This window comes from Methylomonas koyamae (assembly GCF_006483455.1).
GTDB classification, from domain to species: domain Bacteria; phylum Pseudomonadota; class Gammaproteobacteria; order Methylococcales; family Methylomonadaceae; genus Methylomonas; species Methylomonas koyamae_B.
Genome location: NZ_PPPU01000034.1, coordinates 17,520 through 44,275, shown reverse-complemented (window position 1 = coordinate 44,275; position 26,756 = coordinate 17,520). Strand labels below are relative to the sequence as shown.

Sequence of the window (26,756 nt, the reverse complement as noted above, 5' to 3'; positions counted from 1 at the left end):
CGTTCATGGTGAACCGGGCACTTTTTCCAAAATCATCGATACACGTTTCTGATCGCGCTATCGGTCTGGCTTTATGCCTCTTAGCAAGGCGGTATCGACTAAAACGAGATAGAAATATGGCTTATCAATCCATCAACCCCTCATCCGGCGAATTACTAGCAGCTTATCCTGAACTATCCGATTCTGATCTTGAGCTTGCCATTGCGAAAGCCGATCAAGCCTATCGGGAGGCGTGGCGCCGTTATTCGGTCGATGAACGCGCTAAGGTTCTGACGAAAGCAGCATCGATCCTGCTGGAAAGGAAAGAAGAGTACGCGCAATATTTGACGTTAGAAATGGGTAAGCTCATTGGCGAGGCATACGCAGAAGTAGACATTACCGCCGGGATACTCCAGTACTACGCCAAAAATGCGAAAAAGTATCTTGCACCGAAAGCCTTGCCGGAAGCACCGACCGCCCAAGTATCGATCGAACCAATAGGGGTAATTCTGGGCATAGAGCCCTGGAATTTTCCTTATTACCAAGTTGCGCGCGTTGCTGGCCCGCAATTGATGGCCGGCAACGTCTTATTGCTGAAACATGCGGAAAACGTCCCGCAGTCGGCACTGGCTTTAGCCAGGCTATTCGAAGACGCCGGCACTCCGGCCGGTGTGTACACGAATCTATTCGCGACTATCGAACAAATCGGCCGCGTCATCGACGATCCGCGGGTGCGTGGCGTCACCGTAACCGGTAGCGAAACTGCTGGCGCCGCGGTGGCGGGACGCGCTGGGCGAGCATTGAAAAAAGTCGTAGCGGAAATGGGTGGGAGCGACCCGCTACTGGTATTGGAAGACGCTCCGCTTGAGTCCACGCTCGATAGCGCCTTGTTCGGGCGCATGTTCAACTGCGGCCAATGCTGCGTTGGCTCGAAACGCTTTATTGTGGTGGGGCAAGCGCGCGGCAAGGCGTTTCTGGACGGTTTTGTCGAACGCATGTCGTCCTTGCACGCCGGCGATCCACTGCATCCGGCCACGACGTTGGCGCCACTATCCTCGGGAAAAGCGCTGAAGCTGCTGCTCGATCAGATTGCTCAGGCCCAAGCCGGCGGTGCCAACGTCGTACTTGGCGGTAAAAGAATCGACAGACCAGGCTACTTTCTTGAGCCTACGGTCATCACCGAAATAGACGCAAATAATCCGATCTATCAACAAGAACTGTTTGGCCCGGTCGCCGCCATTTACGTGGTTGATAGCGAAGCGCAAGCCATTGCTTTGGCCAACGCAACCTCGTTTGGACTCGGTGCATCCATTTTTACCGCCGATGTCGAACGCGGCCGAGCCGTCGCGGTGGAAATTGAAAGCGGCATGGTTTTCATCAACCAGCCCGCCTGGACGGCTCCGGAACTGCCGTTTGGCGGCATCAAAAACTCGGGGTTTGGCCGCGAGTTATCGGAGCGCGGTTTTTACGAGTTTGTAAACGAAAAATTGGTCAATGTCGCACCGCCCGGCGCTTCGCCGTGGGGGCCGGTCATCCCATCTTAAATAAACCCCATATGTTGGAGAGCTAAAGGAGATGCCTTAATCCGCCAGGCACCAAGAATGCGGAATTTGGTATCTCCAGGCCTGACTTCATTCAAGATAACTTCTAAACCATTACATGAAAAAGCCAAGGCTTTCAAAATTTAACGATCAGCAAATCCAGCACGGAAATAGTGATGATTGCTCCCAGCTGAAAATCCAGTCCAAATTGATATCAAACCGGGAAAAACATGTGACGATGATTTTATCGGGCCCCTTGTTTCCAGTATTGGTTAAATTGGCATTGCCGACGGTTGGTGTCATGTTTCTGTCCGCAATAGTTAGCGTTGCAGAAACTTATTTTGTCAGTTCATTAGGGGTGGATTCGATTGCGGGCGCATCATTGGTGATACCGCTGGTTATGTTGATGATAATGATGTCGAATGGAGGCATAGGCGGGGGAGTATCTTCCGCAGTCGCTCGAGCCATCGGTGCCAGTGATATAGAAAGTGCGGAACGATTGGCCTATCACGCTACCTTGATAGGTATCGCATTTGGCGGGCTATTTACCCTTGTGCTACTGGTATTTGGCCGCCCGATTTACGCATCGCTGGGTGGAACCGGAGATGCCTTACAACAAGCACTGCTTTATTCGGACATACTGTTTGGTTCGGCCACCATTAACTGGGTTTATATATTGCTGCAGTCTGCTTTACGCGGGGCAGGCAATGTCAAAGTGCCTGCGTTGATAACGCTGGGAAATGTCCTAGCCTGTCTATTACTATCGCCCGTATTGATATTGGGACTATTGGGTACGCCGAAGTTAGGAATTGCAGGTGCGGGCTATGCCCAACTGATTTGCAATGCTGCCTCACTGCTTTTAATTATTGGTTACATGCGCTCGTCAAGCAGTATTTTACGGTTACGGCGGCACCGAATTCGTTATCACTATTTCAAGCAAATTTTGGCCGTCGGCTTGCCGTCATCACTCAGTGCTATTTTTTCCAACTTGTCGGTCACTGCGATTACCTCGGTGGTCGGTGTTTTTGGCGTACCGGCCTTGGCTGGCTATGGCATTGCCTCGCGTATGGAGTATTTGCTAATACCGGTCATGTTTGGGTTTGGTACAGCGGTATTGACGATAGTGGGTACCAACATCGGTGCCGGCAATATCAAAAGAGCAAGGCAAGCGGCGTTACTCAATGCCCTGTTTGTTGGCGCTATGGTTGAACTGGTCGGTTTGTCCTTGGCATACCATCCAGGCATTTGGATGAACTTGTTCACTAGCTCGACGGATGTTCTGTTCGTTGGTGAAAAGTACCTAAAAGCAGTCGGACCGGTGTACGGTATGATTGCTTTTGTATTTGCGTTTTATTTTGCCGGGCAAGGTGCGGGCAAAGTGTTCTGGCCCATAACGGCAATTTTTACGCGCTTTGCATTCGCTGCATGCGGTTCCATCATTGTATTTCTTTATCACCAGAACATGGATGTCCTTTTCTCCATTATAGCGATTGGAGCATTGATCTCAGGCATGCTAAGCACAGTAAGCTTTTTAATGTTTTCTGAGAGATCTAAGCAGATTGAAGTCCAAAGGTACGAAAACGTGCGTTAGCTGTTCGTGTAGCCCTAAGGATTTACATCCTCGGACTCTCACGCCACCGTACCTGAATCTCTTGATTTATAAGGCACTGCTGCTTTCAAAGGCTAAGATTATTCGCCGGCAATCGCCATTTGCTCCAGCAAAATCGAACCGACTCTGATGTTGCCGCGCATATCCACGTCGTTGCCGATCGCCACGATATTTCGCAGCATGGACTTTAAATTGCCAGCAATGGTGATTTCTTGGACGGGGTATTGGATAACGCCATTTTCGACCCAAAACCCGGAAGCGCCGCGGGAATAATCGCCGGTCACCCGATTCACGCCCTGCCCCATCAACTCCGTTACCAACAAACCGGTCCCGAGCTGTTTCAGCATGCCGGCAAAATCGTTGCTGCCCGGCTCGACCGTCAGGTTATGTACACCGCCGGCATTGCCGGTGGTTTGCATACCCAGCTTGCGCGCCGAATAGCTACTGAGTATGTAAGATTGCAAAATACCGCTACTGACGATGTCTCGAGCCCGGGTCGCGACACCTTCCGCGTCGTAGCTCGCGCTTCCCAACGCCCGCTTTAACAACGGCTGCTCGTGTATCCGCACAAACTCCGGCAGAATTTGCTTTCCGAGGCTGTCCAATAAAAAAGATGACTTCCGGTACAGACTACCGCCGCTGATCGCGCCCAGCAACGCTCCGATCAAACTGGAGGCCATTTCCGGCGCAAACAACACCGGACATTGCCGGGTGCCGAGAGGCCGGGCGTCTAACCGCGCTAGGGTACGTTGCGCGGCTTTTCCGCCGACTTGTGCGGCAGCTTCCAGATCACTCGGGTTACGCGCCACACTATACCAATAGTCTCGTTGCATGGCGTCGCCGCTGCCGGCGAGTACCGAGCAACTCAAGGAGTGCCGGCTGGACTGGTAACCCTGCAAAAAACCCAATGAATTGCCGAACACCCGTGTGCCCTGATGGGTATTGACTGAAGCCCCCTCGGAGTTGCTGATCACAGAGCTATAACTGCGCGCCGCGTTTTCGCACTCGATCGCCAGCTCGATAGCTTGCTCGGCATTGAGCTGCCACGGATGGTTTAAATCGAGATCGGGAAATTCCGTAGCCAACCGCTCGGGATCGGGCAGGCCGGCAAACTCGTCTTCGCTGGCGTAGTGGGCGATACTGCACGCCGCCTTGACGGTTTCCTTCAACGATTCGCCGGAAATGTCATTGGTACTGGCAGAGCCCTTCCTTTTGCCGAAATACACGGTGACGCCAATGCCTTGATCGCAGTGGTACTCCACGGTTTCCACTTCCCCGAGTCGAGCCGACACCGACAGCCCATTGTCCACGCTGAATGCCGCTTCTGCGGCAGTGGCTCCCTGTAGTTTGGCTTCGTCCAACAATTGTTGAACCACATTTTTCAAACGATTGATTTCTTCCTGATTTTGCACGGCAAATCTCTTGTTTAGTCGTTACGCGCACAAGCCGAATGGCTGCACCCTGTATTTCAGACGCTGGTACCGCCAACCGTTAAGCCGTCGATTTTCAACGTCGGCTGGCCGACGCCGACCGGAACGCTTTGGCCGTCCTTGCCGCAAGTGCCGACGCCGCTATCCAGCGCCATGTCGTTGCCGACCATGGACACTTTGGTCAATACGTCGGGACCGTTGCCGATCAGCGTCGCCCCTTTCACCGGCCGGGTGATTTTGCCGTTTTCGATCAGGTACGCTTCGCTGGCCGAGAACACGAACTTGCCGGAAGTGATATCCACTTGGCCGCCGCCGAAGTTGCGCGCGTACAGGCCTTTTTTCACCGAGGCGATAATCTCTTCCGGATCGCTCTGTCCTGGCAGCATGTAAGTGTTGGTCATGCGCGGCATCGGCAGATGGGCATAGGATTCGCGGCGGCCGTTACCGGTCGGCGCCACCCCCATCAACCGGGCATTCAACTTATCCTGCATGTAGCCTTTCAGAATGCCCTTCTCGATCAACACGGTATTTTCAGTCGGCGTCCCTTCGTCGTCGATGTTCAACGAACCGCGCCGACCTTGCAACGTGCCGTCGTCCACCACGGTACACAGATCGGAAGCCACCCGCTCGCCGACTCGGCCACTGAAAGCCGAAGTCCCCTTGCGATTGAAGTCCCCCTCCAAGCCATGACCGATGGCCTCGTGCAACAAAATCCCCGGCCAGCCTGAACCCAGAACCACCGTCATATTACCCGCGGGGGCTTCCTCAGCCTGCAAGTTGACTTGCGCCTGACGGACCGCTTCTTTGCCGTATTCCAGGCCGCGGTCGCTCTCCAGAAAATAGGAATAGTCGCAGCGGCCGCCGCCGCCCATACTGCCTTGCTCGCGCCGACCGTTTTCGGCCATGATCACCGTGACATTCATTCGCACCAGCGGCCGAATGTCGGCCGCCAACGAGCCGTCTTGATTCGCGATCAACACGTGGTCATAGGCAGCAATCAGACTGACCATGACTTCTTCGATGCGCGAATCCAACTTTCGGGTTTCCCGATCGACGCGCATCAACAGTTCGATTTTTTGCCGATCGTCCAAAGACTTTAAAGGATTCACGGGGCGGTACAGACACGGCGCTGCGCGAAAGGTATCCACCTTGCGCTGCGCCTGTTGACCATGGCGGACAATGGCTTTCACGTTATTGGCCGCTTCCAGCAAAATCGGCAACTCGATCCGGTCGCTGTAGGCAAATCCGGTTTTATCGCCGCTGACGGCGCGCACCCCGGCGCCGTGCTCGATCGAATGACTGCCTTCCTTGATGATCCCGCCCTCCAAAGACCAGGATTCGAAGTGGCTAGACTGAAAATAGATATCGGCGGCATCGACCGGCGCGCTCAGCAACGCGGACATAACTCGATCGATATCCTGAGTTTGCAGGCCGTTGCCGGCCAAAATGGATTGCTTGACTTGTTCTAATGGCATCAGATAGCTCGAAACGGGATGGTAAAGCGCGTCCGGCTACATCACGAAAAACGACGCGATGTAAGCGACGAGCAATGCGGTTAGTGCGAGGGTCACTTTGTTACGCGTCGTGAGCGACAACCAATACAGTTGCAACTCGGTTTTGCGCCGGACCCAGATATTCAGTAGCCGTTGCTTTAAAAAAGCGTGTAACCGCGGAAGAGTCTTCCACAATTTGTAAAATCCGAAACCGAAAATTGAGAGCAGGATGTAAAACGTGACGACCTGACTGCCGTGGCGATCGGATTCGAACAAATATTCGACAATTTCGCCGATATCCAAAATGTGAAAAACCAACTCGACCGCTTCTTCTATTCCCAACTCGACGTATTCGAAAGCCACGTGCAGACCTTCGAACAGCAGATGCATCAATTCCCCCAGCAATTCCAGCGTCACGTCGTACATGACCAGCGCCAAAACGATGCAACCGACGATGATCAGGTCGAGATTCTTCTTCAACATGGCTAATTCCGCTACGCGCCGGTCTCGGGTACTGTCCACTCGACTTTCCAACGTCCTGCGCCGTCGGCCAGAACCCGGTCCAACCAAGGCAGCAGCGTTTCTGCCTGACTTGCCAACAACCACGGCGGATTGATAAACAGCATGCCAGACCCCGTCATTCCTCTTCCAGCACCGTCTTCTGCAACACAATGTTCGATGCGTAACTGTTTGGGAATACCGCTTCCGGCCAGTTTACCGATGAAAGCTTCGGTTGCGGCCCGCTCGATAACGGGATACCAGACCGCAAAGATTCCGGTGGCGAAATGCCGATGGCCACTGACCAGAGCAGCGACCACTTTTTTATATTCGTCTCTCATCTCGTAACTGGGGTCGATCAAAATCAATCCGCGGCGCTGAATCGGCGGCAGCTTTTTCGGCAACATTTGCAGGCCGTCTTCCTTACTGACGCTTACCTGTTTGTCCCCGGCGAACAATTGCTGCAACGCGGCAACGTCCGAGCCGTGCAATTCCGACAATAATAACCGATCTTGGGGGCGGGCCAAGCGCTTAACCAATTGCGGGGAACCGGGATAACGCGCCAATTGCCTGCCGGTATTTTCGGCGCGCACCGCCGCCAGATAATCGTGCAACTCGGCGGGAGGCTCAGGCTCGCGCCACACCTTGGAGATACCTTGCCGATACTCGCCGGTCTTTTCGGCGAATTCCGATTTAAAAGAGTACTTGCCGGCGCCGGCGTGAGTATCGATGTAGACAAAAGGCTTGGACTTTTGTTTTAACGCCGCAACGGTCAAGGCCAGCAGGCTATGTTTTAAAACATCGGCAAAATTGCCGGCGTGAAAACCGTGTCGGTAACTGAGCATATTTGGATATCCGTGGTGCCGGCGGCTGCCGTATACGTTTAATTGAATTTGGCCCTGAAGATAAAAAACACTGCCCCGAGCAAACACAATCCGGCCCAGAGATAGTCCAGTTTCAACGGCTCCTTCATGTAGTACACCGAGAACGGCACGAACACGCTCAACGCGATCACCTCCTGCATAATCTTCAACTGGCCCAGGCTAAGCGAGCTATAGCCGATGCGATTCGCCGGAACTTGCAACAGGTACTCGAACAAAGCCACGCCCCAGCTCAGCAGCGCCGCCACCAACCAAGGCTGGCCATTCAAATCCTTCAAGTGCGCGTACCAGGCAAAAGTCATAAACACGTTACTGCAAACGAGAAGGCCGGCGGAAATCAGCACGGCATTCATGAAACGGCCGATCGGTAGCATTTCTTAAAATCGTCGACGGCTTGTATCCGCGACCGGCGGATCGCCGCCCCGATCTGTTCGCCTTGCAGCCCTTGCCGCAAGGCCGCTCCAGTATCTACTCCGGCAGCCGCCGCGGCGGCGCCACGAATGTATTCGGCTTGAGGATAACTGCGGTCTTCGAAACCGCTGCGTCCTCTGGCATCCGCCTCGCAGGCCGACAAAAACTCGTCGAGCCGATTTCCCGGTTTGAAGGCAGCTATCGCCTGCAACATATCGGTCAAGGTATCCGAACGTAGTTCCAGAGCCCTATGGCAATGCGTGTGGTATTCCATGACTTGCATGCTCAAACTTTTGAAGGGTTTGGGAACCCGCAAACGTTCGCAAAAGCGCTCCAACACCCGCAAACCTTTTTTTTCGTGACCGTGGTGACTGGGCCAATGCTCTCTGGGCGTCAAAGCCTTGCCCAAATCGTGCAACAGCGCAGCCAAACGCACCTCGGCTTTCGCAGACAGACGAACGGCTTGCTCCAGCACCATTAAGGCATGTACACCGGTATCGATTTCCGGATGGTATTTTTCCGGTTGCGGTACACCGAACAGGGCATCGATTTCGGGGAACACAACGCCCAGTGCACCGCAGTCCCGCAAAACTTGAAAAAACGCCTGAGGCGTACGCTCCAACAGTGCTTTATGCAGCTCCGCCCAGACCCGCTCCGACACTAAGTAATCAGCCTCGCCGGCAGCAACCATATGCTTCATCAACATCATGGTTTCGTCAGCCACGCGAAATCCCAAATGCGCGTAGCGTGCGGCAAAGCGTGCCGCACGTAAAATCCGAACGGGATCTTCACTGAACGCGGGAGATACATGCCGCAACAGCTTTTGTTCTAAATCAAGCCGGCCGCAAAACGGATCGATCAGTACGCCATCGTCGCCGATTGCCATCGCGTTGATCGTCAAATCGCGCCGCTGCAGATCTTCTTCCAAGGTCACGTCAGGATCGGCGTGCACGGCAAAGCCTTTATAACCCATGCCGGTTTTGCGCTCGGTCCTGGCCAAAGCATATTCTTCGTGGGTTTCCGGATGCAAAAATACCGGAAAGTCTTTTCCTACCGGCCGAAAACCGCACGCCACCATCGCCTCGGCCGTTTCGCCGACCACCAGCCAATCGCGCTCCTCGACCGGATAATCCAGTAAACGATCACGCACCGCGCCGCCGACCAGATATGTTTTCATACCCAACAAATCCGCACTAAAAAAACGCACAGTATAAATGAGTCGCCAGCATAGCGTCCGGCTTATTCCACCTGCGGAAATCTCTGAAAACGCCACCGAGAGTGATTCAGCCCTAGCCTCATACGCCGACTTTCGCTGAGGTGTTAAGCTCCCCAACCAGCCCGGACCTTTTTTCTACACCAGCGAATCAAATACGCGAGCCCCGACTCAGCCCAACGGGTAAAACCTTACCGCCGGATACGGCTTCCAAGGCATTGCAAGCGGCGTAACCAACCGGGAACTTTTCGGAACGAAAACAGCTCGGAATCGTGCCGATAGTCTCGAATCCGCTTGGTTGCGCAAAGAAAAACTTCATCGTATACTTCGGTGCAGCTTTCTCGACCAAGCTATCGCACACAACAACAAAACCTCTGGAGGGTATACAAATGAAATGGGAAACACCAGCTTACAACGACATGCGTTTCGGTTTTGAAGTTACCATGTACATCTACAACCGTTAATTATTACGGTTGACCACAGAAAGGGGCAAATTCCTGCCCCTTTTTTTTGCCTGGCGTTTTTCAATCCCGTATCATGCGGCGCTCGTTCATCAATCCGAATCCGACATGAAAATCAGAGTTCTCGGCGCCGGCGCCGGCGGCGGCTTCCCGCAATGGAATTGCAATTGCGACAATTGCGGCCGTTACCGCAGAGGCGAATTCAACGGCAAGGCCCGCACCCAATCCTCGATCGCGATCAGCACCGACAACCGCAACTGGCTGCTGTTCAATACTTCGCCCGACATTCGCGCCCAACTGGAAGCGTTTCCGGCGATTCAGCCCAAACAAGGCATTCGCGATACCGGCATTAAGGCCGTCCTGCTGATCGACAGCCAGATCGACCACACCACCGGCATGCTGATGCTGCGCGAAGGCAAGCCCTTGAACGTATATTGCACCGAGATGGTTCGACAAGATTTAACGACCGGCTTTCCGCTGTTCACGATGCTGAAAGATTACTGCACCGTCAATCACCATCCGATTGCCTGCGACGAAACGCCGTTCGAAATTCCCGGCATCGACGACATCCGCATCTACGCCCACGCGTTAAAAAGCAAGGCGCCGCCCTATTCGCCCCACCGCCACGATCCGCACGACGGCGACAATATTGGCGTCATCGTCGAGCAAATCTCGACCGGTAAAAAGCTGTATTACTCGCCTGGCCTCGGCGAAATCGAGCCGCATGTGTTCAAGGCCATGCAAAACGTTAACTGCCTGATGGTGGACGGCACCTTCTGGACCGACGACGAAATGGTCACGCGCGGCATCAGCCAGAAACGCGCCCGCGAAATCGGTCATTTGCCGCAATCCGGCCCCGGCGGCATGATTGAAGTGTTGAACGGCGTGCCGAACGCTCGTAAGATTTTGATTCATATCAATAACACCAACCCGATTCTCGACGAAGATTCGCCGGAGCGTAAGACGCTGGCTGCCAACGGCATCGAAGTGGCTTACGACGGCTTGGAAATCGACTTATAACAAAGGTGTGACATGACTGCTGAAAATCAACCCTGGAGCCGCGACGAATTCGAAGCCAAATTGCGCGGCATGGAAAAGTACTACCACATTCATCATCCGATGCATGTGCTGATGAACGACGGCAAGCTGACCAAGGAACAACTCCAGGGCTGGGTCGCCAATCGCTTTTATTATCAGGTGATGATTCCGATCAAGGACGCCAACATCATGGCCAATTGCCCGGACCGCGAAACCCGCGCCAAATGGGTACAGCGTATTCTGGACCACGACGGCCACCCCGGCGATGCCGGCGGCATTGAGGCCTGGATACAACTTGGTATCGCAGTGGGTTTGAGTCGCGAGGACATTACATCACTGAAACATGTGTTGCCCGGCGTGCGTTTTGCCGTGGACGCCTACGTCAATTTCGCCCGCCGCGCCGAATGGCACGAAGCCGCCAGCTCGTCGCTGACGGAACTATTCGCGCCGAAAATCCATCAACAGCGGCTGGACAACTGGCCGGACGTCTATCCGTGGGTCGAACCGGAAGGTTATGCTTACTTCCGTAAGCGCTTGACCGAAGCCCGCCGTGACGTCGAGCATGGCCTGGAGTTGACGCTGGACTGGTACAAGACCCGCGAGCAACAAGAGCGTATGCTGGACATCCTGAAATTCAAGCTTGACGTGTTATGGACCATGGCCGACGCGATGTATCTGGCCTACGTCGCCGACATGCCGCCCTATTTCAATATCGAGCAATAACATGCAAACCGCCGAGCGACTACGTTTCAGTGCCGAAGATTACCTGGCTTGGGAAGCAACCCAGGCCGCGAAGCATGAATTCGTCGCCGGCGAGGTGTTTGCCATGGTCGGCGCGCGGCAGGATCATGTTGTCGTTGCCGGCAACATTTTCGCCGCGTTGAAACAACGTTTGCGCGGCACGCCATGTCGGCCTTACGTCGCTGATCTGAAATTAAAGGTCGAAGCGGCAGACGCATTTTTCTACCCCGACGTGATGGTGTCCTGTCACCCCGGCGACTTGGGTAACCAACACTATATTTCCAACCCATCGCTAATCGTCGAAGTGTTGTCCGACTCCACCGCCGACTACGACCGCGGCGGCAAGTTCGTCGCCTACCGCAAGCTGGATTCGCTGAAGGAATACCTGATCGTCGATATCGAAGCCCGCCGCGTGGAATGCTTCCGCCGCACTGCCGACAATGACTGGCTGTTGCACGATTACGTCGGCGAAGCCGATTGCGAATTGATCAGCCTTGGCGTGAGCCTGCCAATGGCGGAAATTTTTGAAGACATCGAAGCCGCGTAAACCGGCAATCACCTTTTCCAAATCCGAAGCCCAATGACGATCAACCCCGACCAAATCCTGCAATTCTCGCCGCTGCACCGCCTGCAATGGGAAGAAGCCCAGCAAAAATACGTGATTCTTTACCCGGAAGGCATGGTCGAACTGAACCAAAGCTCGGCGGAAATCCTCAAGCTGTGCGACGGCGTCCATAACTCGGCACAAATCGTCGCCGAACTGGAAGCCAAATTCGAAACCAGCGGCTTGAGCAACGACATCCACAACTTTCTGAACATCGCCCTGCAAAATGGCTGGATCAAACAAGGCTGACATTACCCCGCCGCGCTGGCTGCTGGCGGAACTGAGCTACAAATGCCCGCTGCAATGCCCGTATTGCTCTAATCCGCTGGACTACGCCAAATATCCTGAAGAACTAAGCACCGACGACTGGAAGCGGGTACTCAGTCAAGCCCGAAAAATGGGCGCGGTGCAACTGGGCTTTTCCGGCGGCGAGCCGCTCACCCGCCAAGACTTGGTAGAGCTGGTGGGCCATGCCCGCGAGCTGGGTTATTACTCCAATCTGATCACCTCCGGCTACGGCCTGACCGAACAGAAAATCGTCGATTTGAAACAGGCCGGCCTCGATCACATCCAGATCAGCATCCAGGCCAGCACCCAGGAACTGAACGACCACATCGCCGGCACCGCGACCTACGAGCAAAAACAGGAAGTCGCACGTTTAATCAAGAAACACGGCTACCCGATGGTGTTGTGCGTGGTGATTCACCGCGAAAACATCCACCAAATGCCGCAAATTCTGGAAATGGCCGAAAACCTCGGCGCCGATTATCTGGAACTGGCCAATACCCAATACTACGGCTGGGCCCACATCAACCGCGATGCGCTGCTGCCGACCAGAGAACAGTTCGAGGAAGCCGAGAAAATTGCCCAGGCCTATAAAGAAAAAGTCGCCGGCAAAATGAAGATTTATTACGTGGTGCCGGATTACTACGAAGACCGTCCGAAAGCCTGCATGAACGGCTGGGGCACGACGTTTCTGACCATCGCTCCGGACGGCACCGCGCTGCCCTGCCATTCCGCTCGCGAATTGCCGGGACTGGACTGCCCCAACGTCAAGGATTACAGCATCGAACAAATCTGGAACGAATCGAAAACCTTTAATTTCTTCCGCGGCACCGAATGGATGCAGGAGCCTTGCCGCAGCTGCGACGAAAAACACAAGGATTTCGGCGGTTGCCGCTGTCAGGCCTATTTGTTTAATGGCGACATGTACAGCACCGATCCGGTTTGCTCCAAATCGCCAGAGCGGCATCGCATAGACGAAGCAATCGCCTCAGCCCGCGCCGCGTCGTTGCCCGGCAACGAAAAGCCGCTGGTGTTCCGTAATTCCAAAAACTCGCGGCAGTTTTAATAGCCCAAGATTGCTCAGCCGATGCCCAGCTCAGGTTTCGGCCGAGCCGGAGGAGGCCACATCCTGAAATTGCATCTTGTGCAATTTCGCATAGGCGCCGTCCTCCCTCGCCAGCAAATCCCGATGGGAGCCTTGTTCGACAATTCGCCCCTTATCCATCACCAATATCACATCGGCATTTTCGATAGTCGACAGACGGTGCGCTACCACTAAGGTCGTCCGGCCTTGCATCACCCGATTTAATGCCGCTTGAATATAGCGTTCCGATTCGGTATCCAGCGCCGAGGTGGCTTCGTCCAGAATCAGAATCGGCGCATCCTTCAACAAAGCGCGGGCGAGCGCCAGACGCTGGCGCTGGCCGCCGGACAATTTCACGCCGTTCTCGCCGATCTCGGTATCCAGGCCCTGCGGCATGCGGGCAATGAAATCCATCGCATAGGCATCGATTGCCGCCTGTTCGACTTTCTGCCGGTCAGCACCCTGCAGACCGCCATAGGCTATGTTGTTGGCAACAGAGGCATTAAACAACGTGACGTTCTGAGTCACCAGCGCGATTTGCCGACGCAGGCTGTCCAACCGATACCGCTTCAGTTCGACGCCGTCGATCAGAATTTCGCCTTCCACATAATCGTAAAAACGCGGCAACAGATTGATCAACGTGCTTTTACCGCCGCCGGAAGCACCCACCAAGGCCACGGTCTGTCCGGGCTCAATGGTCAGATCGATGCCATTCAGAGCAGGCGTGTCGCTGCCGGGATAACGAAAACTTAAATTCCGAAATTCGATTCGACCTTGGCAGCGATCGATCTCTACATCGCCCTCATCAATCTCCGCCGGCTCGTCCAGCACCTCGAACAACGACTCGGCGGCGGCGATGCCGCGCAGGATTTCGGAATTGGCGTCACTCAATTGGCGGATCGGTTTAGGCAACAAAAAGGCCGCAGTAAAGAAACCAACGAACTCACCAGGGCTGGATGACTTCATCATGATCAAGGCCAGATACATCATGCCGGCCAAGGCAAAGGAAATCACCAATTGCATCAACGGATTGTTCAGCGAAATCGTCATCATCAACTTGCGGTGCTGGGCCCGGTTTTCCAGACTCGCGGCTTTAAAGCGCTGCCGCTCGTAAGGCTCGCCGACAAAGCTTTTGACGATGCGGTTGCCGGCCACGGTTTCCGAGGTTATTTGGGTCAAGTCGCCGACGGTATCTTGCATATTGCGGCTCAAACGTTTTAAGCGTTTACCTACATAGCGCACCATCGTCGCCACCACCGGCGCCAGCGCCAGGAACACCAGCGACAATTGCCAATTGGTATAAGCCAGATAAGCCAGCAGTCCCAGCGCGGTAAAGCCCTCCCGCACGAAGGAACGGATCGAATCGGACGTCGCTCTGGTCACTTCGCCGATGTTATTGGTGATCCGCGAAATCATATAGCCGCTGTTGTGGCTATCGAAATACTGGACCGACAGGCGCGTATATTGGTTGAAGATTTCGCAGCGCAATTTATGAATCAGATTGCCGGAGATCCTTGCTAGATAGTAGTTCCCCAAAAAAGAGCCGATGCCGCGTACCAGAAACAGCACCACAAACGCCAGCGGCAAATATTGGATGCTCGAACGGTCCGGAGCACCGAAGCTGTCTATGATGCGTTGAATGATCATCACCACAGCCGGCTCGGTACCGGCATAAATCGCAAAGCCAACTGCCACCAGCAAAAACAAGCGCCAGTAGGGCAGCACGAACTTCAGCAAGCGCCGGTAAACCTGGCTATCGGTCATCGTGCGTTGCGAATTTTGTAACGTGTCCAATATATTTACCTTTAAAATGTGCGCTTATGTCGATCAACCAGCGCTCAATGCCAAACCAAAAGCCGCTCAATATACATCCGAAACGCATTTTAGTAATAACCTTGCGTTACTTGGGCGACACTTTACTGGTTACCCCGCTGATTGGCGCTTTGAAACAAGCCTATACGGATGCCGAAATCGACGTATTGCTGCCCGCCGCCAACGCCGGCATGCTGGAAGGCAACCCGGATATCCGCCAATTGATCCGACTGCCGAGCAAACCTAGCCTGGGCCAATTCGTAAAACTGCTGTTCAGCGTCCGCCGCAACTATGATTTGGCGATCTCCACCCAAGCCGGCGACCGCCCGACCTTGATCGCGCGTGCCGCGGGCAAGACGGCGCTCGGTTTTGTGCCGGACGAAGCAGGTAAAGCTTGGTGGAAAAATCTGTTGCTGGACCGAACGCTGGTATTCGGCGCCGATTACGATCATGCCGTATTGGAAAACCTGCGCTTCTGCAGGGTGTTGAACATCGAACCCAGCTACCGGTTAACCCCGCCGCGCAGTTCAAAGCCAATGCCGCATCCGCCAACAAAACCTTACGTCGTACTGCACACTATGCCGCAATGGCGCTACAAGCAGTGGCACCGCGACGGTTGGCTTAGCCTAATGGAATTTTTGAATCGGTCAGGCTACCAAGTGGTACTGACCGGTAGCGGACAACCGGCCGAATTGGAAAGCTTGCGTGAACTGCAACAACACTTGGCCTTCCCTGTAACCAATATGGCCGGCCAACTGTCCCTGGCTCAGTTGGCGGAATTGATCGCGCAAGCGGCGCTGTTTATCGGGCCGGATACCGGTATCACCCATCTCGCTGCCGCCACCGGCACCCAAACCATCGCTTTATACGGCCCGACCGACCCGAAAAAATGGGCACCGTGGCCATATGGCTATGCCGGACCAACCAGCCCGTTTGCCAAGGTTGGCAGCAAACGCATCGCTAACGTTTACTTGTTGCAGGGATTTTCCGAGCGCAACTGCGTCCCATGCCAACTGGAGGGGTGCGACCGCCACCGCAATAGCCACAGCGCATGCCTGGACCGGCTGCCGGCAGATAAAGTCATCGACACCGTTGCCGGGGTTTTGAGGCAAAACCGCCCGAGCATATAAGATGCCAGGCGTTGCCGTTTGGCCTCCATTTACCGTACCAATCGGATAAACTTTATTCACAACCATGTAAAGTTTGATTGCAACAATCGACCCTACAGATAATCACAGTGACCAGATTCAATAAAATATTAGTCGTATGCCCGGCAGGTGCCGTGACCGGCGGACCTGAAGCTTTACACCAGTTGGTCGATCACATGAACCGGCTTGGCTTGCCGGCGTACATTACTTATTTGCCGTTCGATAAGGCGGCAAGCACACCGGAGCCCTACATGCGATATACGGCCCCGGTAGCGAATTACGAAGATGCGGCCGGCAACCTGATTATTTTTCCGGAGGTTTATCCGCAATTGGCCGATAAAGTACGCCATGCCAAAGCGGCAATCTGGTGGTTGTCGCTGGAAAACTTTCTGGAACGGCGCCATATCTGGCCACTACACGATAAGGTGCGTTATATAAAACGCGTATTTCAAGGACGACGGCCACTAAGGGGGGCAAAATCCTTGAAGCATATGATCCATTTCTCGCAGACCCAACACGCAACCGAATATCTCAATCAGTGCGGCATCGAACCGATACCGTTGATCGACTCCATCAACGAAGATTTTTTGAACGATAACCATCTGGCGTACGCCAGCACCAAACGGGACATCATCCTGTACAACCCGAATAAAGGTAAGAAGGTAACGGATAAATTGATTGCGGCGAATCCGCAATGGCAATTCGTCCCACTCAAAGGACTTGACCGCGAGCAATTGTCACAACAGTTGTATGCGGCGAAACTCTACATCGACTTCGGTCACCATCCGGGCCGAGACCGGATGCCGAGGGAAGCGGCTATGCACGGCTGCTGCCTGATCACCGGCGTCCTAGGATCGGCCGGTAACGATGTCGACCTGCCAATCCCCAGGCGCTATAAATTGGATAGCTCTGAAGCTGGATTCGTGGCGGAATTTTCAAAATTGGCCACAGACATATTGGCCGATTTTACAACTCATAACCGCAACTTCGACAGCTATCGCGCATACTTAAAAAGCGAACCCAATATTTTTCGAAAGCAAATAGCCGACTATTTTTTAGAAAAACAAGAATAACTTTCCAGACGGCCCGATATTGCGGATACCGAGTTTGATACCATAAATATGCGCCACACCGAACCGAGTTCACCGAATTCTGACTCAGCAGAACAACAACAAAAGGCCAGGTCTTGGATAATATATACAGCGTAATGCAAAAACCAATGCGAAAAATCGATATAACTCGCAACCAGTTTATCGAAAATCCCATGCTATCTTGGTTCGATTGGCCGGTTATCGTATTAACCGCCAGCAGCATCATTGCTTATTTATCGGTCCGAAGCTGGACCAATATTACAGTTTTCCTATTGTTAATCCCTGCGCTTGTTTTTTTTAAGAAGGCATGGAACGGCGCCAACAGCGAAAAACAAATAAACTCGATATTACCGTTCGTTGTCGTTATGACATTACCGATGCTGGCAATATTCATCAGCCAAACATTAAGACAAGAATGGGCGCTTAAACCCTACGACGGCCCGTTCCGGATATTGCTTTGCATTCCGGTATTGTTCTATTTTTTACATATAAAACTTAACTTTTCCAAAATCGTTACTCTTTCTGCGCCAATCGCATTATTCATTTTGATTCCGGTCGTTTATTCTCACCCGGAGGTATTGGAACGCTGGATCGGCAGATTCGCCACGCCGGCTGTAGACCCCACCGAATTCGGTACCTATACCTTGGTTTTGACAGCCTTTTGTTTGTTCAGCATAGAAACCCAAACCGATAACCTTAGCCCCAAACTCTTGGTGTACCAAATTACCGGAACCCTGGCCGGCATTTATCTGCTTCTGGGTTCCGGCACACGCGGCAGCTGGATTGCAATACCGCCTTTACTGGTTTTATGGGTGGTTTTAAACCGGAAGAATTTACCGCGTAAAACTCTGTGTTATCTGGGGTTTCTGACCGTTACCGGGTTCGCCGGTATTTGTTTATTAAAGCCTTATACTCTCGACAGAATATTCAGCGGCATTTACGAACTGAGCTCCTGGCTCAACGGCAGCAACACCGAAACCTCAACCGGCTTGCGACTGACGATGTGGCAAATAACCTGGGAGCTCTTCAAACATAATCCCTTAAAGGGATATGGCGACCACAATTTTCAAGCGTATCTCCATGCGCCTTGGATAGGAGCGTTTGCCAGCAACGAAGCGACCGAGACCATGCTTTATAACGGTCCACATAACGAACTACTGGCAAATTTAGTGCGCTCGGGAGTGATGGGCGGGATTTCCGTAGTGGGTTTATTCTTGGTTCCTCTTACAATTTTCTGGCGAAACAGACACATGGAAAAGTCAAAATTTGCCAGCCACTTAGGCTTGGCGTACGTCGGCAGCCTGATTTTATGCAGTATCAGCAGCGAAGTGCTGACCTTTAAATACACCAGTTCCTTTTACGGCCTGATCATCGCCGGAATTTCGGCGCAAATCATATCGGCCCAAACCCAAACCCCGCGCGATTAACATTTGCCCGCTCCCTATCATTCGAACGCATGAAACCCGATAAATACGCCATCACTTTCGCCTGCTACAACCAAATCGACTATACACGCCAATGCATCGACAGCATGGTCAGACACGGCTTGGATCTAAAACGCTTGGTGATCGTGGATAACGGGTCCAGCGACGGCACGTGCGATTATCTGAGCACACTGGATCTCGGCGGATTGATCCTGAACAAGTCCAACCTCGGCTGCGGCGTGGCCTGGAACCAGGGCGCCCTGGCGCTACAGGCGGAATGGACCGTAGTGATGAATAACGATGTGCTGGTCAGCGCCAATTGGCTGGAAAACCTGATCGAAACCGCCGAGCAAAATCGGCTGAAAATCATTTCACCGGCACTGGTGGAAGGCAAGCTGGATTACGACTTCGACGAGTTTGCCGGCCATGCCTCGCTAAAAATGGTCAATGCGCTGCGTCTGAGCGGAAAACATGCCGTCTGTTTGGCAATACACGATTCAGTCTGGCGGGAAATCGGCTATTTTCAACCGGTACCAAAATTACTCGGCTACGAAGATACGCTGTTTTTCCACGAGGCAGAGAAAGCCGGCATTGCTTGTGCGATCACCGGCGCATCCTGGCTACACCATTACGGGTCGGTAACCCAAACCGCGATGAAGCAGGAGCGGGGCTTATCCGACAAACAAGGCTTGGGCAACCGCTACAATTACCGTCTGCTGCAGCAAAGCTGGCTGGAACGGAAATTAAAGAAAATGGCCCGTATCCGCCAAGCCAATCAATGGCGTGACAGCGAACTGGCGCAATTCGGCATGACCATGCATGGCATTCGGCTCAACGGCGACTTTAACTGGCAATAGCGTGGCATTGACCAAAATTCGCTACCAAGCCTTAGACCTCAGTTCGAAGCACCATCAATAGAATTTTACGGCCACGTTATGACAGAAACATCCGCCAATCACGTTCAAACCGGGCCTCGTTCGAAGCTGAGCGTCTACATCATCGCCTATAACGAGGCCGACAAAATCGCCGCCGCGGTGGAAAGCGTGCTGTGGGCGGACGAAGTGCTGGTACTCGACTCCAATAGCAGTGACGGCACTGCAACAATAGCCGCCGACTTGGGCGCAACGGTGCAACAAATCCCGTTCACGACCTTCGGCAAATTGCGTAACGATGCGATTGCGGCCTGCAGCCACGACTGGGTGTTCAGCCTAGACGCCGACGAACGCTGCACACCGGAGGCAAGGGCCGAAATCGAGCGCCTGTTATCCGCACCCGAGGCAGACGCTTACTACGTACCGCGCCGCAATTGGTTCATGGGCCGTTGGATCGAGCATTGCGGCTGGTATCCGGATTATCGGCAACCGCAGTTGTTCCGCAAGCAAGCCATGGTTTTCGACGATCATGCCGAAGTTCACGAAGGCTTCACGGTAAACGGCAAAATTGGCTATTTCAATTCGGCGATCATCCAGGTGCCGTTTCTGAATCTGGAACAACTAATACACAAGATGCAGCGCTATTCGACACTAGGGGCACGCAAATTGGAACGTGCGGGTAAACACCCGACTATGACGACGGCTCTGTTGCACGGCTTATGGGCGTTCTTTCGAATTTACGTCTTAAAACTCGGCTTTCTCGACGGCTGGGCCGGATTCGTCTTGGCACTGGGCAATTTCGAGGGCACCTTTTACCGCTACGCAAAAGCAGCTACCGCGACAATGAATTGGACGCCTGACGAGCGATAAACCAAGCCATGTCGCAAGCCCCGCAATTGATTTCCGTCATCGTCACCACCTACAACCGGCCTCCTGCTTTGCTTGCTTGTTTGCGCAGCCTGCAAGACCAATTGGATAGAAATTTCGAAGTCCTAGTCGCGGATGATGGGTCTGGCGAAGCCACCCGCCAGCTAATCGAGCGGGAAGGTAAGGCCAGCCCGATACCGATCCGCCACATCTGGCATGAAGACAAGGGCTTCCGCGCCGGCACCATTCGCAATAAGGCGGCGGCTAATGCCAACGGTGACTATCTAATATTTATGGACGGCGATTGCATCGCCTTTCCGAGTTTTATCGCACGACACCGGCTGCTGGCCGAAACCGGGTATTTCGTGCCCGGCAACCGATTGCTCATCAACGCCCAGGGTACCGAAGATGCCTTGAACGGCAACGCGGCGTTACACATCAAGCCATTGGTCTTTTTCATCGGCTTATGGCTCAAACGGCAACTAAACCGCTTGCTACCCTTGATCAACCTGCCGTTGCACGCTTGGCGTTACCTCAATCCATACGGTTGGGAAAAAGCCATGACCTGCAACCTTGCGTTGTGGAAGTCCGATTTTCTGGCCGTTAACGGTTTCGATGAAAAGTTCGAAGGGTGGGGATATGAAGATTCCGATTTGGTGATTCGCTTGATTCACTTCGGCTGCAAACGCAAGGAGGGCCGCTTTGCCGTGCCGGTGCTACACCTTTGGCATCCCTACAACGACAGAAGCCAGCACGACCAAAATTATCGGCGGCTGTTGGAACGAGTTGCCGATCCGCGAATCATTCTTGCCGAACGCGGCGTCAGGCAACATTTGGAAGAAATAAACGATAGCCGTTAACGCTTACTACCACCGTGCAGGCGCATCAACAACAAAGCCTCATCTCGGGTCAGGCCGCAATCTCTGACTAATTCGTCTATCTCGGCCCCACGGCGAATTTTTTGGATGACATCTTCGTACCCTTGAGCTGAAGCAGGCTCATCCTGGACGGAATGGTGCTGATACGGCGCAGCAGGAGCCGGTCTGTTCACTCGATCCGCAATCGTGTCAAGCCGATTGTCGTTGGCCGCCAACCTACGGTCTACCGCGACGGCAGCCGAACACAAACCCGCCAGATCCTCGTTGCTGCGCTGCAAACGCTCTTGCAAAAGCTTGAGCTCCTGCTCCAGCCGTTTTTGGTTACCGATCAGGCGCAGTAACACTGCCAAGGTAACCAACACGCTTGCCGCCAAACCCCAAACTAAGTAATCGGTCATTACACTATTTCGTCTATGTGCTCGGCGGGACCTTGGTTCGCATCGTTTTGGCCGCGCTCTGCCTTTGCGCGCGGCGGCCGTTTATCCGGGTTACGCTTGTCGCGCGGCTCTCGTTCCACTTTCAAGGGCGCAGTTACCGGCGGATAAGCTGTTATCGGCGCGATCTCTGTCATAAAGCCCTCCCACCCTATTCAGCCGGTAGCTTCCTACTAAAACATATCCAACTCAGCCTTCTCGTCGTCACTAAGGAATTTGTTTAAATCCACCAAGATCAACAGCTGGTTATCGCGACTGGTCACACCTTGAATATACTTTGAGCTTTCTTCGTTACCGACGTTAGGGGCGGTTTCGATTTCCGATGCGCGCATTTCTACCACTTCGGCCACGCTGTCCACCAAGATACCGATAATATGCCGATCGGTTTCGATAATCACCACCCGGGAGGCATCGTCAGTCTCTTTCGACGGCAAACCGAACCGGTTGCGGGTGTCGATCACGGTAACCACGTTGCCGCGCAAATTGATAATTCCCAGAACGTAGGAAGGAGCACCCGGTACCGGCGCAATCTCGGTAATCCGCAATACCTCCTGAACCTGCATCACATTGATACCGTACTTTTCGTCGCCCAGACAAAAAGTCACCCATTGCATCACTGGATCGCCTTGTTTTCTATCTTCACTCATCTTGTTCATCCAAAGGCAGTTAAATTATTTTCGATGTGGCACCAATTGTTTAACATCGACAATTGCTGTCAGTTCATCTATTACCGTACCGATTAACCACGGCTTTTTTTGCCTGGCCGTGCGCCAACGAACACCGTCCGGCTTGACTCTACCGATAGACAATATTTCGTCGCAGATCAAACCCCATCTCTTGTCCTGCGTAATCAAGATGCGGCTAGCGGGAGAATCTTCGAAATTTCGCATCCTGGCGCGGCTTTTACCGAAGATTAACTGGCTGGTATCCAACACGCCGATACGGCTGTCGTGTTCGTCGACCAACCCCAGGAACCAGGAAGGCTGGCCGGGAATTTGGCTGGGTCTGCGATCGATTTTGATCGTTCGAGCCAATTCAACCAGTGGAGTAGCCAATATCAGCTGGTCGACTTTGAAAAACAACGCTTGAAACTCGTACTGCGACCAATCCGGCATTACCGACAACGCTTGAAGTTTAGCCGGATTTTCAGTGGCGACAAGCGTGGTGCTAGGTCGAACCTTTTGCGTCGCAACCACTTTTTCCAATGGCCGCACCACCGGCTGCGGCAGCGTCACCCCGGCAAGTGGTTTGGAAGACGGCGTTGCGACGATTACCGGTTTTTCTGTGGGCTTAGCTAGCGCCTCAAGCTCAAAATTTGCGTCCGCATCGGGTACGTCGTCGAGTAGGGTCTGCAGATATACGTCAAGCGCAAGTTGCTGTTTGACGATACTGGGAGGAGATTTTTGCTTCATGAACGCGGCGCCAAGGTTTTGTCTCCACTTTTCTCAAGCAATAACAATTCCAACAATTCGGTATAGGCTTCGGCTGCCCGCGCATTTTTATCCAACAGCGGCAGCGGCGCCCCCGCTTGGCTGGCATCCCTGACCTTGGTGTCCACTGGGATCACCGACCGCCAAGCATTTTCCGGATATTGCTGGTACAACGCTGCCAAGCTATCGCGGGCGGCCTTGGTCCGCTTATCGAACATGGTCGGCACAATGGTGAACTTGGGCGGAGTTTTACGCGAGTGAAACACCATTTTGATGGTATGCACCATCCGATCCAAACCTTTAAGCGCCAAAAATTCGGCCAACACCGGAATCACCAGATGGTCGCAAGCCGCCAAGGCGTTGATCATCAGCACACCCAACATCGGCGGGCTGTCGATAATCACGTAATCGTAGCGGTCGTCCATTTTGTGTAGTGCGGTCGAAACGACCAAGCCCATTCCGCCGATCGCCGCTACCTGCCGATCCAATGTCGCGATCGCAGTAGCAGCCGGCAACACGTCGATACCGTCGAAGCGGGTCTTGGCGACATATACCTGGGGATCGACATTCTTCTTCTTTTCGCTGGCATCGAGAAACAGATTGTAAACGCCCAACTCAACTTCTTCGGGGTTGATCCCAAAATAACTGCTCAAGGAGCCGTGCGGGTCTAAATCCACCAGTAAAGTCCGGAACCCCCAGGAGGATAGCAAGCCTCCCAGCGTCACCACGGTAGTCGTTTTGCCGACGCCGCCTTTTTGATTGGAAACAGACCAGATCTTCATAATTGTGGTACCGGTGCCGCCGGTGCGCTTTCGGTAATGGGCTCGGGCGTTGGCGATGACGAGTCCGACTGCGGCGCCAAATTCAATGCTCTGGCTCGCTCGTCGTCCGACATGCCATAACGGGCAAAGGCTTGCGACATCAAAACCAACACCACCCGACGATTCTTAAACCGCCCGTCTTCATCTTTGTTATCGGCAATAGGATGGAATTCTCCATAGCCGACCGCCGATAAACGCGTGGCCGGGATATTATTTTTCACCAACTCCTTAACGACACTGGTGGCGCGCGCCGAGGACAGGTCCCAATTAGACGGATATATTCCGCTGGAAATCGGCACATTGTCGGTGTACCCCTCAACGTTTATGACATTTGGCACGTCGCGGACCACTTCCGCCACCTTGGCCAGCACCGGAAGGGCTTTACTCGATAATTCAGCCTTACCGCTGGCGAAGAGCAATTCGCTATTCATCTCCAGCTCGACCCAAAAATCGTGCTTTTTAATACCAACCAGTTTGCTCTCGACGTAAGGCTGCAAAGCCCCCTGAAATTGTTCGGAAACCTCGCTCAACCGCTGCTTTTCCTGCAATATTTCTTCGCTGAGTTCGCGCTCTTCTGCGGTAGCCAGATTTGGCAGCTCGATCGGCTGGATCGCGGTGGGAATGGTGCCGATTTGGATCGGCTCCGCTTCCTTCTCCACTTTATCGTTGTGAAATAATGCCTGATCCAACGATTCGGAAAATGTCTCGTATTTGCCTTTGTTGACCGACGAAATCGAATACATCACGACGAAAAACGCAAACAACAAGGTGACAAAATCGGCGTACGACACCATCCAGCGGTCATGGTTGTCGGTCGGTAACGAAGATTTAACGCGTTTGCGCCGGCTCATGTCCAATTCCTTACTTCTCGATCAAAAACCCGGACAATTTCAACTCGATATTGCGCGGATTTTCGCCTTCGGCGATCGAAGAAATCCCCTCGATCACCATCTCTCGCGCTTGGGAGACCTCGAAAATCAGACTTTTCAGCTTATTGGAGATCGGAATGAACAGCAAATTGGCTAGGCCGACGCCGTATATCGTCGCCACAAATGCGGTGGCGATGCCGCTGCCCAATAACTCGGGTTTGGCCAAATTCTGCATCACGTGTATCAAGCCGATTACCGCGCCGATAATGCCGATAGTCGGCGCGTAGCCGCCCATGGCCTCGAATACGCGTGCGGCCTGGTTATCCAAGTGCTCCTTGGTCGTCAACTCCACTTCCAAACAATCGCGAATCACCTCCGGCTCGTTGCCGTCTACCAAAAGTTGCAGGCCTTTTTTGGCGAAGGTGTCTTTTTCGCTATCGATGACGGCTTCCAAACCGAGCAAGCCCTCTTTTCTGGCCAGCGTGCTCCAACGCACGATCTTATCGATCTGTTTTTTCAACTGCAGATTTTGCGGCATGAAAATCCAAGCCAAAATGCGCATGCTGCGCAGAAACACCTTGGGCGGAAATTGCAGCAAGGTCGCCCCCAAAGTCCCGCCCACCACGATGACGAAAGCGTGAAAATTGACCAGGGCACCGATCTCGCCGCCGCCCATCAGATTGCCGCCGATTATCGCGGCAAACCCGATCAAAACCCCCAGAACGCTAAGAATATCCATCAGTGCAATTTGTTAAATTGGTTCGCAATCTCGTCCAGCGAATAAACATGATCGGCCAGCCCGGCTTCGGCAATCGCTTTCGGCATGCCGTAAATCGTGCTGCTGGCTTCGTCCTGCGCCCAAATCTGCGCACCGTGCTGGCGCAATTTCATCGCGCCGAGTTTGCCGTCAGCCCCCATGCCGGTCAGCACCACAGCTAACACCCGGCCATTGAAGTTATCGGCCAACGAGCTAAATGTGATATCGACACTGGGGCTGTAGATTTCGCCGGATTGTTTGGGCCGCAAGGTTATTTGGCGGGAGCCCGGCGTTTGTTTGAGTTGCATTTGTGCGGCGCCGGGACTTAACAGCGCCAGTCCGGGTTGTAGCATATCGCCGTCCTGAGCCTCTCTGACTTCGATGTTGCATAGCGAGTTCAGCCGCTCGGCAAAGCTCTTAGTGAAGTTGGGCGGCATGTGCTGCACCAGCAGGATCGGCAACGAGCAGTCAGCCGGAATCCGACTCAACACATATTGCATAGCCACCGGCCCTCCGGTCGAAGCGGCGACGGCCAACAGATCGACTTTGCCGTGTCCGGCTGGCGTCGGTTTGGCCGCCAACCCAAAATCTTTGCCGGCAACCGGAGTGCGGGTCCCGGTCAGGAAACCGCTGTCTCTGCTGATGCCGGTCTCACCGATCGTTTTAGCAGAATTCAGTTTCACTCCCTGTCCCGCGACCATTCGGACCCGGTACCGCAACAGGTAGCGGGCGGTTTCCCGGTTGGCATCGATGTCCTCCAATTGCTTGGGTAGAAAATCAATGGCGCCGGCGCTAAGCGCATCCAGCGTCGCCTTGGCACCAACCTGGGTCATAGCCGAAAACATCAGAATCGGCACCGGCCGAGTACTCATGATGCGCTTGACGGCGGAAATACCGTCCATCACCGGCATATCCACATCCATGGTAATAACATCCGGCTGTAGCGCTGCCGCCATATCGACCGCTTGCCGCCCGTCGTTGGCCACGCCCACTACTTTGAATTCTTGGTCTTCTTCCAGAATTTCGGTGATTCTGTGGCAGATGAAATGGGAATCATCGACTACCAATACCCGAATGGCCATATC

28 protein-coding genes are annotated in these 26,756 nt (G+C 53.7%); 14 read left to right on the top strand and 14 right to left on the bottom strand.

Annotated elements, in window-relative coordinates:
- Positions 1–5 precede the first annotated feature (5 nt).
- A complete protein-coding gene (locus C2U68_RS16965; RefSeq protein ID WP_260839383.1) occupies positions 6–1,523 on the top strand; it encodes an NAD-dependent succinate-semialdehyde dehydrogenase in 1,518 nt (505 codons plus the stop codon).
- A 115-nt stretch (positions 1,524–1,638) separates the two neighbouring features.
- Complete coding sequence (locus tag C2U68_RS16960; RefSeq protein ID WP_140913651.1) at positions 1,639–3,111, top strand: MATE family efflux transporter; 1,473 nt, start codon at positions 1,639–1,641, stop codon at positions 3,109–3,111.
- 98 nt (positions 3,112–3,209) lie between these two features.
- Here the strand turns inward: C2U68_RS16960 and pmbA are convergent, their stop codons facing one another.
- The 6 genes from pmbA to C2U68_RS16930 are packed head-to-tail and all read right to left on the bottom strand — an operon-like array spanning position 3,210 to position 9,019.
- Positions 3,210–4,541: a metalloprotease PmbA gene (gene pmbA, locus C2U68_RS16955; protein WP_140913650.1), complete on the bottom strand. Its 1,332-nt coding sequence runs from the start codon at positions 4,539–4,541 to the stop codon at positions 3,210–3,212.
- 56 nt (positions 4,542–4,597) lie between these two features.
- Positions 4,598–6,034 (bottom strand): metalloprotease TldD, encoded by a 1,437-nt coding sequence (gene tldD, locus C2U68_RS16950; RefSeq protein WP_140913649.1) that lies wholly within the window; start codon positions 6,032–6,034, stop codon positions 4,598–4,600.
- A 36-nt stretch (positions 6,035–6,070) separates the two neighbouring features.
- On the bottom strand, positions 6,071–6,535 hold the full coding sequence (locus C2U68_RS16945; RefSeq protein WP_140913648.1) for a hypothetical protein: 465 nt from the start codon (positions 6,533–6,535) through the stop codon (positions 6,071–6,073).
- Positions 6,536–6,546: 11 nt separating this feature from the next.
- Complete coding sequence (locus C2U68_RS16940; protein ID WP_140913647.1) at positions 6,547–7,395, bottom strand: 23S rRNA (adenine(2030)-N(6))-methyltransferase RlmJ; 849 nt, start codon at positions 7,393–7,395, stop codon at positions 6,547–6,549.
- Positions 7,396–7,433: 38 nt separating this feature from the next.
- Positions 7,434–7,805, bottom strand: coding sequence for a DMT family protein (locus C2U68_RS16935; RefSeq protein ID WP_409563863.1), 372 nt, complete (start codon positions 7,803–7,805; stop codon positions 7,434–7,436).
- Positions 7,781–9,019, bottom strand: a complete 1,239-nt coding sequence (locus tag C2U68_RS16930) for a multifunctional CCA addition/repair protein (RefSeq protein WP_140913646.1) — start codon at positions 9,017–9,019, stop codon at positions 7,781–7,783. The genes C2U68_RS16935 and C2U68_RS16930 overlap by 25 nt, the downstream gene beginning before the upstream one ends.
- Positions 9,020–9,444: 425 nt before the next feature.
- Between C2U68_RS16930 and pqqA the strand changes: the two genes are divergently transcribed.
- The 6 genes from pqqA to pqqE all read left to right on the top strand — a co-directional run bounded on the left by pqqA (position 9,445) and on the right by pqqE (position 13,250).
- Complete coding sequence (gene pqqA, locus C2U68_RS16925; RefSeq protein ID WP_054760176.1) at positions 9,445–9,519, top strand: pyrroloquinoline quinone precursor peptide PqqA; 75 nt, start codon at positions 9,445–9,447, stop codon at positions 9,517–9,519.
- Positions 9,520–9,624: 105 nt separating this feature from the next.
- A complete protein-coding gene (gene pqqB, locus C2U68_RS16920) occupies positions 9,625–10,536 on the top strand; it encodes a pyrroloquinoline quinone biosynthesis protein PqqB (RefSeq protein WP_140913645.1) in 912 nt (303 codons plus the stop codon).
- A 12-nt stretch (positions 10,537–10,548) separates the two neighbouring features.
- Complete coding sequence (gene pqqC / locus C2U68_RS16915) at positions 10,549–11,277, top strand: pyrroloquinoline-quinone synthase PqqC (protein WP_140913644.1); 729 nt, start codon at positions 10,549–10,551, stop codon at positions 11,275–11,277.
- Between the two features lies 1 nt (position 11,278).
- Positions 11,279–11,842 carry a Uma2 family endonuclease gene (locus C2U68_RS16910; RefSeq protein WP_140913643.1) on the top strand — a complete coding sequence of 188 codons (564 nt, stop codon included), beginning with the start codon at positions 11,279–11,281 and terminating at the stop codon, positions 11,840–11,842.
- A 33-nt stretch (positions 11,843–11,875) separates the two neighbouring features.
- Complete coding sequence (gene pqqD, locus C2U68_RS16905) at positions 11,876–12,148, top strand: pyrroloquinoline quinone biosynthesis peptide chaperone PqqD (RefSeq protein WP_140913642.1); 273 nt, start codon at positions 11,876–11,878, stop codon at positions 12,146–12,148.
- The gene (gene pqqE, locus C2U68_RS16900; protein WP_140913641.1) at positions 12,126–13,250 is read left to right on the top strand and encodes a pyrroloquinoline quinone biosynthesis protein PqqE; all 1,125 of its coding nucleotides are present in this window, start codon (positions 12,126–12,128) and stop codon (positions 13,248–13,250) included. The genes pqqD and pqqE overlap by 23 nt, the downstream gene beginning before the upstream one ends.
- Before the next feature lie 30 nt (positions 13,251–13,280).
- Here pqqE and msbA read toward each other — a convergent pair whose 3' ends face one another.
- The gene (msbA, locus tag C2U68_RS16895; RefSeq protein ID WP_140913669.1) at positions 13,281–15,032 is read right to left on the bottom strand and encodes a lipid A export permease/ATP-binding protein MsbA; all 1,752 of its coding nucleotides are present in this window, start codon (positions 15,030–15,032) and stop codon (positions 13,281–13,283) included.
- Positions 15,033–15,109: 77 nt separating this feature from the next.
- Here msbA and C2U68_RS16890 point away from each other — a divergent pair, with 77 nt between their 5' ends.
- The 6 genes from C2U68_RS16890 to C2U68_RS16865 all read left to right on the top strand — a co-directional run bounded on the left by C2U68_RS16890 (position 15,110) and on the right by C2U68_RS16865 (position 21,342).
- Entirely contained in the window at positions 15,110–16,210 is a 1,101-nt protein-coding gene (locus tag C2U68_RS16890; protein ID WP_260839382.1) for a glycosyltransferase family 9 protein, read from the top strand.
- A gap of 347 nt (positions 16,211–16,557) precedes the next feature.
- Positions 16,558–17,301 carry a hypothetical protein gene (locus tag C2U68_RS16885; protein WP_140913639.1) on the top strand — a complete coding sequence of 248 codons (744 nt, stop codon included), beginning with the start codon at positions 16,558–16,560 and terminating at the stop codon, positions 17,299–17,301.
- A gap of 146 nt (positions 17,302–17,447) precedes the next feature.
- Positions 17,448–18,746 carry an O-antigen ligase gene (locus tag C2U68_RS16880; protein WP_186289649.1) on the top strand — a complete coding sequence of 433 codons (1,299 nt, stop codon included), beginning with the start codon at positions 17,448–17,450 and terminating at the stop codon, positions 18,744–18,746.
- A 29-nt stretch (positions 18,747–18,775) separates the two neighbouring features.
- The gene (locus C2U68_RS16875) at positions 18,776–19,600 is read left to right on the top strand and encodes a glycosyltransferase family 2 protein (protein WP_140913637.1); all 825 of its coding nucleotides are present in this window, start codon (positions 18,776–18,778) and stop codon (positions 19,598–19,600) included.
- A gap of 78 nt (positions 19,601–19,678) precedes the next feature.
- Positions 19,679–20,485, top strand: coding sequence for a glycosyltransferase family 2 protein (locus C2U68_RS16870; RefSeq protein ID WP_140913636.1), 807 nt, complete (start codon positions 19,679–19,681; stop codon positions 20,483–20,485).
- 8 nt (positions 20,486–20,493) lie between these two features.
- A complete protein-coding gene (locus C2U68_RS16865) occupies positions 20,494–21,342 on the top strand; it encodes a glycosyltransferase family 2 protein (RefSeq protein WP_140913635.1) in 849 nt (282 codons plus the stop codon).
- Here the strand turns inward: C2U68_RS16865 and C2U68_RS16860 are convergent.
- From C2U68_RS16860 to C2U68_RS16830, 7 genes are all read right to left on the bottom strand, one after another.
- Positions 21,339–21,758, bottom strand: a complete 420-nt coding sequence (locus tag C2U68_RS16860; RefSeq protein ID WP_140913634.1) for a DUF2802 domain-containing protein — start codon at positions 21,756–21,758, stop codon at positions 21,339–21,341. The genes C2U68_RS16865 and C2U68_RS16860 overlap by 4 nt on opposite strands.
- Before the next feature lie 209 nt (positions 21,759–21,967).
- Positions 21,968–22,441 carry a chemotaxis protein CheW gene (locus C2U68_RS16855; RefSeq protein WP_054760137.1) on the bottom strand — a complete coding sequence of 158 codons (474 nt, stop codon included), beginning with the start codon at positions 22,439–22,441 and terminating at the stop codon, positions 21,968–21,970.
- 24 nt (positions 22,442–22,465) lie between these two features.
- Positions 22,466–23,206 (bottom strand): chemotaxis protein CheW, encoded by a 741-nt coding sequence (locus C2U68_RS16850; RefSeq protein WP_140913632.1) that lies wholly within the window; start codon positions 23,204–23,206, stop codon positions 22,466–22,468.
- Positions 23,203–24,006 carry a ParA family protein gene (locus C2U68_RS16845; RefSeq protein WP_140913631.1) on the bottom strand — a complete coding sequence of 268 codons (804 nt, stop codon included), beginning with the start codon at positions 24,004–24,006 and terminating at the stop codon, positions 23,203–23,205. The genes C2U68_RS16850 and C2U68_RS16845 overlap by 4 nt, the downstream gene beginning before the upstream one ends.
- A complete protein-coding gene (gene motD / locus C2U68_RS16840) occupies positions 24,003–24,896 on the bottom strand; it encodes a flagellar motor protein MotD (RefSeq protein ID WP_140913630.1) in 894 nt (297 codons plus the stop codon). The genes C2U68_RS16845 and motD overlap by 4 nt, the downstream gene beginning before the upstream one ends.
- Before the next feature lie 10 nt (positions 24,897–24,906).
- Positions 24,907–25,653 (bottom strand): flagellar motor protein, encoded by a 747-nt coding sequence (locus C2U68_RS16835; RefSeq protein ID WP_140913629.1) that lies wholly within the window; start codon positions 25,651–25,653, stop codon positions 24,907–24,909.
- Positions 25,653–26,753 (bottom strand): chemotaxis response regulator protein-glutamate methylesterase, encoded by a 1,101-nt coding sequence (locus C2U68_RS16830; RefSeq protein WP_140913628.1) that lies wholly within the window; start codon positions 26,751–26,753, stop codon positions 25,653–25,655. Before C2U68_RS16830 ends, C2U68_RS16835 begins: the two co-directional genes overlap by 1 nt.
- Positions 26,754–26,756 lie beyond the last annotated feature (3 nt).